Origin of the sequence: Kitasatospora sp. NPDC057518 (assembly GCF_042802075.1) — a bacterium.
GTDB lineage: Bacteria > Actinomycetota > Actinomycetes > Streptomycetales > Streptomycetaceae > Kitasatospora.
Map to the genome: position 1 here is coordinate 1 of NZ_JBHVEU010000275.1, position 11,916 is coordinate 11,916.

The 11,916-nt window shown below is 71.5% G+C and carries 10 protein-coding genes; 4 read left to right on the forward strand and 6 right to left on the reverse strand.

What is annotated here, in order from left to right:
* Positions 1 to 68: 68 nt before the first annotated feature.
* Together ACFU7Z_RS25655 and ACFU7Z_RS25660 are read right to left on the reverse strand one after the other, a co-directional pair.
* Positions 69 to 1,259 carry a methyltransferase domain-containing protein gene (locus ACFU7Z_RS25655; RefSeq protein ID WP_380779915.1) on the reverse strand — a complete coding sequence of 397 codons (1,191 nt, stop codon included), beginning with the start codon at positions 1,257 to 1,259 and terminating at the stop codon, positions 69 to 71.
* Positions 1,256 to 1,426 (reverse strand): hypothetical protein, encoded by a 171-nt coding sequence (locus tag ACFU7Z_RS25660; RefSeq protein ID WP_375874852.1) that lies wholly within the window; start codon positions 1,424 to 1,426, stop codon positions 1,256 to 1,258. Before ACFU7Z_RS25660 ends, ACFU7Z_RS25655 begins: the two co-directional genes overlap by 4 nt.
* Positions 1,427 to 1,736: 310 nt before the next feature.
* Here ACFU7Z_RS25660 and ACFU7Z_RS25665 point away from each other — a divergent pair, with 310 nt between their 5' ends.
* From ACFU7Z_RS25665 to ACFU7Z_RS25675, 3 genes are read left to right on the forward strand one after another with little or no spacing between them, the layout of a single operon-like run.
* On the forward strand, positions 1,737 to 2,588 hold the full coding sequence (locus tag ACFU7Z_RS25665; RefSeq protein WP_380779917.1) for a helix-turn-helix domain-containing protein: 852 nt from the start codon (positions 1,737 to 1,739) through the stop codon (positions 2,586 to 2,588).
* A gap of 14 nt (positions 2,589 to 2,602) precedes the next feature.
* Entirely contained in the window at positions 2,603 to 3,172 is a 570-nt protein-coding gene (cyaB, locus tag ACFU7Z_RS25670; RefSeq protein ID WP_380779920.1) for a class IV adenylate cyclase, read from the forward strand.
* Positions 3,173 to 3,205: 33 nt separating this feature from the next.
* A complete protein-coding gene (locus ACFU7Z_RS25675; protein WP_049649992.1) occupies positions 3,206 to 3,787 on the forward strand; it encodes an HD family hydrolase in 582 nt (193 codons plus the stop codon).
* Between the two features lie 73 nt (positions 3,788 to 3,860).
* On the opposite strand, the gene ACFU7Z_RS25680 is transcribed toward ACFU7Z_RS25675, so the two are convergent.
* From ACFU7Z_RS25680 to mutA, 4 genes are all read right to left on the reverse strand, one after another.
* Positions 3,861 to 4,943, reverse strand: a complete 1,083-nt coding sequence (locus ACFU7Z_RS25680; protein ID WP_380779922.1) for a hypothetical protein — start codon at positions 4,941 to 4,943, stop codon at positions 3,861 to 3,863.
* A 236-nt stretch (positions 4,944 to 5,179) separates the two neighbouring features.
* Positions 5,180 to 6,166 carry a methylmalonyl Co-A mutase-associated GTPase MeaB gene (gene meaB / locus ACFU7Z_RS25685; protein ID WP_380779924.1) on the reverse strand — a complete coding sequence of 329 codons (987 nt, stop codon included), beginning with the start codon at positions 6,164 to 6,166 and terminating at the stop codon, positions 5,180 to 5,182.
* Between the two features lie 12 nt (positions 6,167 to 6,178).
* A complete protein-coding gene (gene scpA / locus ACFU7Z_RS25690) occupies positions 6,179 to 8,398 on the reverse strand; it encodes a methylmalonyl-CoA mutase (protein ID WP_380779926.1) in 2,220 nt (739 codons plus the stop codon).
* The gene (mutA, locus tag ACFU7Z_RS25695) at positions 8,395 to 10,263 is read right to left on the reverse strand and encodes a methylmalonyl-CoA mutase small subunit (protein ID WP_380779928.1); all 1,869 of its coding nucleotides are present in this window, start codon (positions 10,261 to 10,263) and stop codon (positions 8,395 to 8,397) included. Before mutA ends, scpA begins: the two co-directional genes overlap by 4 nt.
* A gap of 560 nt (positions 10,264 to 10,823) precedes the next feature.
* Here mutA and ACFU7Z_RS25700 point away from each other — a divergent pair.
* Positions 10,824 to 11,909, forward strand: a complete 1,086-nt coding sequence (locus ACFU7Z_RS25700) for a C40 family peptidase (protein WP_074002559.1) — start codon at positions 10,824 to 10,826, stop codon at positions 11,907 to 11,909.
* Positions 11,910 to 11,916 lie beyond the last annotated feature (7 nt).

Consider the following 11,916-nt stretch of genomic DNA (forward strand, 5'->3'; position numbering starts at 1 on the left):
GGCACCAACTGCTCCGGACCCCAGAGCCGAGGGGGCGCGCGGGGGTGTGCCCGGGAGCGGGCGCGGTCCTACCGCAAGGGCCACCCGTTCGCCGGGTCGTCGAGCCAGGCGGTGTGCCCCTCGGGCGTGACGGTCAAGCCGAACCGGTCCGGCCCGGGGCGGTCGTTGTCGAGCCACCAGCGGTGAGCGGCCTCGACCTCCTCCCAGAGCCGGCGCCGGCCGTGCTGCCACACCGTGTAGCGCTCGGTGTTCTCGCGGCTGTCCCAGTCGACGGCCGCCCAGGAGCCGCCGTCGGTCGTTGCCACCCAGAGGCGGGTCACCACGCCTTCGACCTCGGGGCCGTGGTGCCAGGCGTACCAGAGGTCGCCGAGGCGGTGGCCGAGGGCGAACTGGGTCTCGAAGGCGGAATCCGCGACAGCCCACGGGTCGAGGGCGGTCGTGGACTCGGTGGGCACGTGCTCGTCCAGGGCGACGTCCCGGAAGAGCCGGAGGTCGAGGCGCTGGGTACGCATCAGCATGAAGGCGCTGTCAGGGGTGTAACGGCCGCTGGCGGTCCCGTCGTCGCCGACGGTGAGGCGGAGCAGGCCGCCGTGACTCCAGTCGTCGCACCACGGGGTGAGGATGACTCCGCCAGGCCGACTCTGGCGGATCCAAGCGTACGGAACCCGCCGTACCGAGCACGTGGCCACCACACGGTCGTATGGCGCTTGGACGCCCCAGCCGAGACCTCCGTCACCCCGGACCACGGTGGGGGCGTAGCCGGTGGCCTTGAGGTTGGAACGAGCGAGTTCGGCGAGGACGGGATCGATCTCGATCGTGGTCACGTTGGCGTCACCCAGCCGGTGGGACAGGAGAGCTGCGTTGAACCCGGTGCCCGTGCCGATTTCGAGGATTCTCATCCCCGGTTCGACGTCCAGGAGTTCGAGCATCCGGAAGACGATCGACGGGGCGGAAGCCGAGGAGGACGGAAGGGCGTCGGACAGGTCCTTCACCTCCTGCCCGTCGTTGATCTGCGTCACGACCGGCTCGTCCGCGTAGGCGGCGGCCAACCACCGGTCGGGCTCGCGTCCACGGTCGCACGGTGTGAGGGAGCCGCCGTCGGGCCCCAGCCAAATGTGGTCAGGGAGGAAACGGTGGCGCGGGGCCGCTTCGGCCGCCTTGCGCCACTCCGGGGCCACGTCGTGGCCGAGCTGGCGGGAAACAGCCTGCAGCAGGCCGGTCGTTCCGGCCTGCCGAAGACTCTTCTGGCTGGTGGTCACTTCTTGTCGTTGTCCTTGCCGTGCTTGCTGGTGGACTTTCCCGACTGGTGATCCTGGTTCTGCGGCGTCGTGTTGAAGTCCTTCTTGCCGGCGTGCTTGCCCTGACCGCCGTCGTTGGCGCCGCTGCCGCCGCCGGAGCTTCCGCCCTTGCCGAGGCCCCATCCCATGGGAATCTCCTACCTGGTCGTGATGGTCGTCGTGGAGTCGCGGCCGGTCGGCCCGCTCACCGGCATGTCCGGCCCGGGGCCGGGAGGCGCCGGCGGCCTCGGGGGTTTGGGCTGCGGGGTGGTCATGTGTCCGCTCCTGTCGTTCGCCGCGTCCGCGTGTCATGGCCGTTCTGGGACTACCGGGTTCGATCCGGTTCGCCCTCGTCCGCACTGTCGGCCGCGCATCCAGAATCGCGTCACCGAGCGCAGTCGGCGATATCCAGACGGTAATCTCACGGTGGAATGGATCGATTGACGAGGGGTTCGCCTCATGGGCACTGCGCTCGAACCGATCAGGCTGGCCGACCTCGCCTGGCAGAGCGAGCAGGTGCGGTGCGCGCTGCGGGACCGTGATGTCGCCGCGCTGTTCCGCTATGTGCAGCACCACAGCGGCGCGAGTCAGGCCCGGTTGGCGGTTCAGGTGGGTATGACGCAAGGCCGGGTGAACGAGATCCTCAACGGCCGTCGGCTGGTGACGAAGCTGAACGTCTTCGAGCGGATCGCCGACGGGCTCAACCTTCCCGACGATGCGCGGCGGCTACTCGGGCTGGCACCACGGTCGACCTGCCGACGGACGTCCGGATCCGCCTTTGATCTGGCGGCGTTTCCCGAGATCGTCCGTGTGTACGGCGACCAGGAATCGGCCTCCGCCGAGATCCAGTGTGCGGCGGGATCGGCAGCCGAACTGGACGTCCTGGCCGTGCGTGGCCTTGGTCTCCTCGCCCTGCGGGATTCCCTGTTGCGTCAGTACCTGCGCCGCGATGGCGGCCCCGCCCCCCGTCTGCGGGTGCTGCTCCTCGATCCGGAGTCGCCGGCCGCTGAGTGCCGGGCCGCCGAGATCGGAGAATCCACGGCTTCGCTGGCCGGAGGTATCCGACTGGCGGAGGCCCGGCTGCGGGAGCTGTCCGACTACGGACAGGTCGAGGTCTACCGGTACCGCACGATGCCGGTGTGGCGGATCATCCGGCTGGACCGCACCCTGTTCGTCGGAGCCTTCGACGCGGATTGGGAAGGGCACGAGTCGGCAACCTATAAGGTGCTGCCCACTCCGCACGGCCCCTTGTACCGGGGCTGGTGCCGGCAGTTCGATGCCATGGTGGACAGTGCCGAGCGTGTGATCTGAGGGAAGGCAGAGGGATGGCGATCGAAGCGGAGCTCAAGGCGATCGTGCGGGACCCGGAAGGCGTGCTCAAGCAGTTGGAGGAGCGGTACGGTTCCGGCCGGGCCGAGGTCTACCGGGACACGTACTATGACGCGCCGGACGGCAGTCTGATGGGCGCTGACCGGGAGCTGCGGATCCGTACCGTGCACGGCCAGGACGACACGCGCACCGTGCTGACGTACAAGGACGCTCGGGTGGACGAGGCGTCCGGGTCGAAGCCGGAGGCCGAGACCAGGGTCGCGGATGCCGACGCGATGCACGAGATCGTCCGGGGCCTCGGCTTCACCCCGCGAATCGCGTTCGAGAAGCGGTGCCGCAACTACAGCTTCCAGCAGGACGGGTGGCCTGTGCTGGCCACGCTCGTTCGCGTTCCGGAACTGGATGGCGCGACGTTCATCGAGGTGGAGACATCGGTTGCCACGGCGGCCGAGCTCACCCCCGCCCTCTCCCTGGTCCGTGCCGTACTCGGAGAACTCGGCATCAGCGAGGACGACTTGACCACCGAGTTGTACACCGATGCGGTTGCGGCGGCGCGGCCCGCTTGACCTCGGTCGTGGCGTGTGTGAGAGGAGTCGGCAGTGACGGACGACCTGGGCTCGGTGGCGAGGTTCCTGTTCGAAGCCGGGACGCTCAAGCAGACCAAGCGCACGGGCTGGTGGATGGCCGGTGTCCGCGACCCCGAGTCGGTTGCCGAGCACTCCTGGCGGGCCGCGTTGATCGCCTCGGTCATCGCCAGGCTCGAAGGCGCCGATCCGGCGCAGGCCGCGTTCCTGGCGGTCTGGCACGACTCCCAGGAATCGCGCACCGGGGACGTCAACCACCTGGGCAAGAAGTACGCGCCGAGTGCGGATCCGGTGGCGGTGACGGCCGACCAAGTCGGGGGAATGCCGGACGTCTTGGCCTCGACCATCAGGGATCTCGTCGCCGAGTACGAGGCGAAGGAGTCGTTGGAGGCGGTCTGCGCCCGGGACGCGGACAAGCTGGAATGCCTGATCCAGGGCGTCGAGTACAAGGCGCAGGGCTACGCGAACGCGCAGCGGTGGATCGACAACAGCCGCGGCCGGCTCACCACGAAGACCGCGAACGACCTCGCCGATGCCGTCCTGGCGACCGATTCCCTCGACTGGCTGCGGGCCGCTCTCGGCGAGAAGCCGATGTGACGCGGTCAGCGGCGGGCTCCCTCCGGCCAGATCACCCCGACCGGGACGCCTGGCCGGAGCGGAGGCTCATGGCTCACGCGGCCTTCTGCTGCGCGACTTCGCGGGTGCGCTCCCGGAGTCGGCGCACCGTGCCGTTGGCGGCGTGGTCCGGGAGGGCGGTGTTCAGGGCGCGGAAGTGCTCGTCGCCGCGGACGGAGCTGAGCGTGACGTAGTCGTCCAGGAAGGTGTCCCAGGTGGCGCAGGCGGCTTCGACGTGGCCGAGTTCCATCTGCCGCCGGGCGAGCAGGCCGTTGCCGTGCACGCGGCCCTGCTTCTCGTTGGCGGGGCGGGCCCGGTTGGAGAGCTGGAGCTCCTTGACCGCCCCCGGGAGGTCGCCGAGTTCGTACAGCACGTGGGAGACGTGGAAGTGGTACGCGCTCTGGTCGTAGCCGCCGATGGAGTCGTTGCGGCCGTCGGCCTGGGCCAGCGCCGTCTCGGTCTCGGCGAGGCGTGCGAAGGCCTGGCGCCGGTCCTTCACCATGGCGGCGCCGTGCGCCTGTTGGCCGGTGAGGAAGGCCCGCAGGCGGGGGCCGGAGGCCGGAGCGGCCTCGGCGGCCGAGTCGGCGAGTTCGAGGGCTTTTGGACCGTAGCCGAGGTTGGACGCCTGGAGTGCCATGCCACGCAGGGTGCGGCAGTACGTCACGTGGTCCTGGGCCTCCCGCGCGAGCTTGAGGGCCTGGACGTAGTACTTCTGGCCGAGGCCGTGGGCGGTCTCGTACATCGCCATCCAGCCGGTGAGGTAGGTGAGATCGGCGGCGGCCGACAGCAGGTCGGCCTTCACCTGGGTCGTGCCGGACGCCTGGAGCCACGGCCCGACCGAGTTGACCAGGAACGCCGCAGCCATCGGGCGGGCGTGGGCGGCACCGAGCTCGTCGAGGATTCCGGCGATCCGGTCGGTCACCGTCCGTACGGTCTGGACCTCGCCGTCGCCGACACGCACGGTTCGGCCCGCGGCGGCACGGGTGATCCGCTCGGGGCTCTCGTCGAACTCCGGCAGTGTCAGGGTCAGTGAGTAGAGACCGGCGGTCAGGACGCCACGGCGTGAGGGGTCCATGTCGGACCTGCCGATCGACCGTGCGGCGAGCTCGGGGTTCGGTGTGCGCGGTCGAGGGGTCATCGCGGTCCCGTCCTCTGTGCGACCGGTTCAACGGCTGCGTCAGCATCTCCGGTTCTCCACGTCGGTGTACCCGAGTTGACTCGTTGTCAGCCTTTCGGGCGACGGAAGAGGGCCAGAACGGGCCTGGCATGGCGTGGAGTTGTCGGGCTGCGACCGGATGGGATTCCCAGGAGAACCCGAGAAGCGCCGTGCCCCACGCGGGGGTGGGGCACGGCGCTCGGTCTGCGAGACCCGGGTCAGGCGAAGAAGGCGTCCAGGATCTGCTGGGCCGCCAGCCCTGCCGGGAGGGTTCCGGCGCGGACCTGATCTTCCAACTCGGGGGTCAGGCGCCGTACTTCGGGGTTCTCGTGGAGGCGGGCGTAGAGCTGGTCGTGGACCATGGACCAGGTCCACTCGACCTGCTGGTCGCGGCGCTTCGCCGCCAGCGCGCCCGTGGCGTCCAGCACCTTGCGGTGCTGCTGCAGCCGCTCCCACAGGACGTCCAGGCCCGCGCCGTCGAGGCCGCTGCAGGTGAGCACCGGCGGCGTCCAGGCGGCGTCCGGGGTCTGCAACAGGCGTAGCGCGCCCGCGAGTTCGCGGGCCGCCGTCTTGGCGTCGCGTTCGTGCGGGCCGTCGGCCTTGTTGACGGCGATGACGTCCGCCAGCTCCAGGACGCCCTTCTTGATGCCCTGGAGCTGGTCGCCGGTCCGCGCCAGGCTGAGCAGCAGGAAGGTGTCGACCATCCCGGCCACCGTCGTCTCGGACTGGCCGACGCCGACCGTTTCGATGAGGACGACGTCGTACCCCGCCGCCTCCATCACCACCATCGACTCACGGGTGGCCTTGGCGACCCCGCCGAGCGTCCCCGAGGTCGGGGACGGACGGACGAAGGCGGCAGGGTCGACGGCGAGGCGCTCCATCCGGGTCTTGTCACCCAGGATGGAGCCGCCCGTCCGGCTGGAGGTCGGGTCGACGGCGAGCACCGCGACCCGGTGGCCCTGGCCGGTCAGCATCGTCCCGAAGGCGTCGATGAAGGTCGACTTGCCGACACCGGGCACGCCCGTGATGCCCACCCGGACCGCGCCACCGGCATGCGGCAGCAGCCGTTGGAGCAGCTGCTGCGCGAGTGCGCGGTGGTCGGGTCGGGAGGACTCGACGAGGGTGACGGCGCGCGCGATCCAGGCGCGCGAGCCGTCGAGTACGCCCGTCACATAGCTGTCGAGGTCGATCGTCCGCGGAGGCATGCGTTCAGGCAATCACAGCTCGTGGCCGAGGTCGGCCGCCAGGGACTTGAGCAGGTCGTACGCCGCGTCCGGGATGACCGTCCCCGGGGGGAAGACCGCCGCGGCGCCGGCCTCGTACAGGGCGTCGAAGTCCTGCGGCGGGATGACCCCGCCGACCACGATGGTGATGTCCTCCCGCCCCGCCGCGGCGAGTTCGGCGCGCAGCGCGGGCACCAGCGTGAGGTGTCCGGCGGCGAGCGAGGACACACCGACGATGTGCACGTCGGCCTCGACGGCCTGGCGGGCGACCTCGGCCGGGGTCTGGAAGAGCGGGCCGACGTCCACCGTGAAGCCGAGGTCGGCGAAGGCGGTGGCGATCACCTTCTGGCCTCGGTCGTGGCCGTCCTGGCCCATCTTGGCGACCAGGATGCGCGGACGGCGGCCCTCGGCCTGCTCGAACCGCTCGACCAGGTCGCGGGTGCGCTGGAGGGAGGCCGACGGGCCCGCTTCGTCTCGGTACACACCGGAGATGGTACGGATCTGGCCGGAGTGGCGGCCGTAGACCTTCTCCAGGGCGTCGGAGATCTCGCCGACGGTGGCCTTGGCCCGGGCCGCGTTGACGGCCAGGTGCAGCAGGTTGCCGTCCAGTGAGCCGCCGCGCTGCGGGCCGGCCTCGGCGGCGGCCGTCAGCGCGCGCAGCGCGTCCTGGCACGCGGCCTCGTCGCGTTCGGCGCGCAGCCGGCGCAGCTTCTCGACCTGCCGTGCCCGCACCGAGGAGTTGTCGACCTTGAGCACGTCGATCTGCTCGTCGTTCTCCACCCGGTACTTGTTGACGCCGATGACCGGCTGGCGGCCGGAGTCGATCCGCGCCTGGGTGCGGGCGGCGGCCTCCTCGACGCGCAGCTTGGGGATGCCCGCGTCGATGGCCTTGGCCATGCCGCCGGCCGCCTCGACCTCCTGGATGTGCTCCCAGGCCCTCGACGCGAGGTCGTGGGTCAGCTTCTCGACGTAGGCGGAGCCGCCCCACGGGTCGATCACCCGGCAGGTGCCCGACTCCTGCTGGAGCAGCAGCTGGGTGTTGCGGGCGATCCGGGCGGAGAAGTCGGTGGGCAGGGCGAGGGCCTCGTCCAGGGCGTTGGTGTGCAGCGACTGGGTGTGGCCCTGGGTCGCGGCCATCGCCTCCACGCAGGTGCGGGTGACGTTGTTGAACACGTCCTGGGCGGTGAGCGACCAGCCCGAGGTCTGCGAATGGGTGCGCAGCGACAGGGACTTGGGGTTCTTGGGGTCGAACTGCTTGACCAGCTTGGCCCACAGCAGCCGGGCCGCGCGCAGCTTGGCGACCTCCATGAAGAAGTTCATGCCGATCGCCCAGAAGAACGACAGCCGCGGTGCGAAGGCGTCCACGTCCAGGCCCACGTCCAGGCCCGCGCGCAGGTACTCCACCCCGTCGGCCAGGGTGTAGGCCAGCTCCAGGTCGGCCGTCGCACCGGCCTCCTGGATGTGGTAGCCGGAGATGGAGATCGAGTTGTACCGGGGCATCTTCTGCGAGGTGTACGCGAAGATGTCCGAGATGATCCGCATCGACGGCTGCGGCGGGTAGATGTAGGTGTTGCGGACCATGAACTCCTTGAGGATGTCGTTCTGGATGGTCCCGGCGAGCTTTTCCGGCGGTACGCCCTGCTCCTCGGCCGCGACGATGTACAGCGCGAGGACGGGCAGCACGGCGCCGTTCATGGTCATCGACACGGACATCTTGTCCAGCGGGATGCCGTCGAAGAGTTGGCGCATGTCGTAGATCGAGTCGATCGCCACGCCCGCCATGCCGACGTCGCCGGTGACCCGCGGGTGGTCGCTGTCGTAGCCGCGGTGGGTCGGCAGGTCGAAGGCGACGGACAGGCCCTTCTGGCCGGCCGCGAGGTTGCGGCGGTAGAAGGCGTTGGACTCCTCGGCGGTGGAGAAGCCCGCGTACTGGCGGACGGTCCAGGGCTGGTTGACGTACATGGTCGGGTACGGCCCGCGCAGGTACGGGGCGACGCCCGGGTAGGTCTCCAGGAAGTCCAGCCCGGCGAGGTCGGCCCCGGTGTACAGCGGCTTGACGCCGATGCCCTCGGGGGTGTCCCAGAGCAGCTCGTCGACGTCCTTGCCGGTGGACTGGCGCCAGGCGGCCCGCCACTGCTCGTCGGTGACGCCAGGGCCGCCCGTGAGGCTGCCGCCGGCGCCGTCCAGCCCGATTCCGGTGAAGTCGGGGATCATCGAGCGGCTCCGATCTGGTCCAGCAGGGAGGTCAGGACGGCGACCGCGTCGCCCCCCGCGAAGATGAACTCGTCCACGCCGTCGGGTACTTCGGCGGGTCGCCCGGCGAGCAGCACCCGTTCGGCGCCGGCCGCCTTCAGGGCGCCGGCGACCGGGGCGGCGTGCTCGGCGTACAGCGCGTCGCTGGAGCAGAGGCAGGCGACGGTCGCGCCGGAGGCCCGGAAGGCCTCGGCGAAGGCCGCCGGGTCGACGGACTCGGCCGAGACCGTCGCGATGCCGCCCGCCTGGAACAGGTTGGCGGCGAAGGTGGTGCGCGCGGTGTGCGCGGAGGCGGTGCCGATCGAGGCGAGGAAGAGGTTCGGGCGGGCGCCGTGCGCGGCGGCGTGGGCGTCCGAGCGGTCCCGCAGGGCCTCGTAGGCCTCGGCGCGGCGCACCCGCGGCAGCCCGCCGCCGGGTGCGGCCGGTGCCGGTTCGCGGACCAGCGGCTGCTCGTCCAGGTGCGGGAACTCGCTGACGCCGGTGACGGGTTCGCGCCGCTTGGCGAGCCGTACCGAGCGCTCGGCCCAGGTCGCGGCGATCCGCTCGCCGACCAGGCCGGACTCCAGGGCGGCCCGCTGTCCGCCGGCCCGCTCGATCTCCTGGAACCAGGCCCAGGCGGCCCGGGCCAGCTCCTCGCTCAGCTGCTCGACGTACCAGGAGCCGCCGGCCGGGTCGATCACCCGGGCCAGGTGGGACTCCTCCAGCAGGATCGCCTGGGTGTTGCGGGCGATCCGGCGGGCGAAGGCGTCCGGCAGGCCGAGTGCGCTGTCGAAGGGCAGCACGGTGACGGCGTCCGCGCCGCCGACCCCGGCGGCCAGGCAGGCGATCGTGGTGCGCAGCATGTTCACCCACGGGTCGCGGGCGGTCATCATCACCCGGGAGGTGACGGCGTGCTGGCGCTGCGCCGAGGCGGCGGCACCGGCCCCCGAGACCTCGGCGACCCGGGCCCAGAGGCGGCGCGCGGCACGGAACTTGGCGATGGTGAGGAACTGGTCGCCGTCGGCGGCGTAGCGGAACTCCAGCTGGCCGAGCGCGTCGTCGACCGGGAGGCCGGCGGCGGTCAGCGCGCGCAGGTAGGCGACGCCGGTGGCCAGCGAGCAGCCCAGCTCCTGGGCGGGGGAGGCGCCCGCCTCGTGGTACGGCAGGGCGTCCACCGTGAGCGCCCGCAGGCCCGGGTACCCGGCGGCGCAGCGGGCTGCCAGCGCGGTGGCCTCGGCGAGCAGCGCCCCGGTGCGGTCGGTCCGGCCGGTGCGGGCCTGGAGGCCGAGCGGGTCGGCGCCGAGGTTGCCGGCGGCGGCGCCGGGGGAGACCTCGCGCTCCTCGTACAGGTTGAACAACTGCTCGGCGGCGTCGGTGAATTCGGCGCCGGCGTCGAGCGCCACGGCGGCCAGGTCCAGGTACACGCCGGTGAGCGCCTCGGGCAGGGCGTCCACCGGGAGGCCCGCGCCGCCCAGCTCCAGCCAGAGCGAGCTCACGCCGTGCTCCAGGTCGGCCAGGACGGCCTCGTTGGCGCGCCGGCGGTCCGGGTCGGCGTGCCGCTGGCGGACGTCCCAGCCGGCCACGGCGGAGCCCTGCGGCCGGCCGCCGCGCACGAACGGCGGGAAGCCCGGGTAGCCCGGGTCGGCGTCGGTGTCCTCGGCGGTGTACAGGGGGCGTGCGCTCAGCCCGTCCTGGAGCCGGGTGGTGAGCGCCTGCTCGGCGGCGGGACCGTCCTCGGGCTGGGCACCGGACTTGCGCAGCACGCCCTGGACGAGCTGCTGCCACTGCTCTCGGTGCGCGGCCGGGAACTCGGCAGCGAGGGGGAGCCCTTCGGGCGGGACCTTCATGTGCGCAGGTTAGCGCCCGTGCGCGGGGCTGCAGGAGAGGAATCTCATGTGACCTTTCCCTCGGTTCGGCCGCTCGCGAGCACTCTCCGGGGCGGGGGGTGCCATGGCGTGCGGGGACGGCTGGCACCCGCGGCCGATAGGGGTGTCGGCAGGGGGTCGGAGGTCAGGGGGTCGGAGGCGCCGGGTGGGGTCGTCCGGGGTGTCCGCGGAGGCGGGCGGCGGGTCATCCGAGCGCGTCGTCCGGGGGCGTCCGGGCCGCCGTCGGTGGTCCGCCCGGCGGTCGTCGGGTGGTGGGAGGTGTCCGCGGTGTCCGGAGGTGTCCGAGGTCAACGCCGATGGCACGGAACGCGATCGATGTCCTGTCATGCTGTCAAAACGTCATGATCAGGGGGATTGCGGAACCCGGCCCCTCATCTATTAAGTTACTTCGAAGAAGGTGGGCGGGGCAGCACCCCCCCGTTGCTCGTCCTGCCCGCCTTCGTCGTCCCCAGGCACCGGCCGAGCCGTCCCCCCGCTCCGCCCGGACCGTCCCGAGATTCCCCCGAAGGAGAGCGACCGCCATGGGAAAGCGCCGCAAGCCCAGCCCCCCGAGCCGGGCCCGCATGGCGGTCCTCACCACGGCCATGGCGGCCGGCGGCGCGGTCCTCGCCTCCGGTACCGCCCACGCCGAGCCGACCCCGAACCTCGCCACCGTCAAGGAGCAGGTCGACCAGCTCAACGAGGACGCCGAGCAGGCGATCGAGAAGTACAACGGCTTCCAGGCGAAGCAGCAGAAGCTCCAGGGCGAGGCCAACCAGATCCAGGAGAAGGTCGTCCGGGGCCAGGAGGCGATGAACGAGCTGCGGACCCGGCTCGGCGCGGTCGCCGCCGACCAGTACCGCACCAACGGCATCGACCCGTCGGTCCAGCTGATGCTCGACTCCGACCCGGCCGCCTACCTGGAGCGTGCCTCGGTGCAGAACCAGGTCTCCGACTCCCAGGCGAGTCTGCTCAAGCAGGCCCAGGACGAGCAGCGCAAGCTCGACCAGGACCGCGCCGAGGCCACCGCCACCCTGGCCGCGCTCGACTCGGTGGGCACGCAGCTGGCGGAGCAGAAGAAGGACATCCAGACCAAGCTGGCCCAGGCCCAGGGGATGCTGAACAAGCTCAGCGCCGAGGACCGCGCCAAGATCAACGCCCAGCAGAACGCGGAGAAGGCCAAGGCCGAGGCCCAGCAGGCCGCCGCCGCCGCGGCCAAGGACCGCGCCTCCCGCTCCAGCGACCGCCCGGACATGAACGCTCCGGTGCCGTCGGCCAGCGGCCGGGCCGGCGCCATCATCGCGTTCGCCCAGGCCCAGCTCGGCAAGCCGTACGGCTGGGGCAAGACCGGCCCCGCGACCTTCGACTGCTCCGGCCTCACCAGCCAGGCCTACCGCGCGGCGGGCGTCACCATCTCCCGGACGTCCGAGGAGCAGTGGAAGGACGGCCCGCACGTCGACCGTGCCAACCTCCAGCCCGGTGACCTGGTGTTCTTCTACGACGACCTGCACCACGTCGGCCTGTACATCGGCGACGGCAAGATGATCCACGCCCCGTACACGGGCAAGAACATCGAGGTCCTGCCGATCTCCGTGATGCCCTACAAGGGCGCGGTCCGCCCGGCCTGACCGCGTC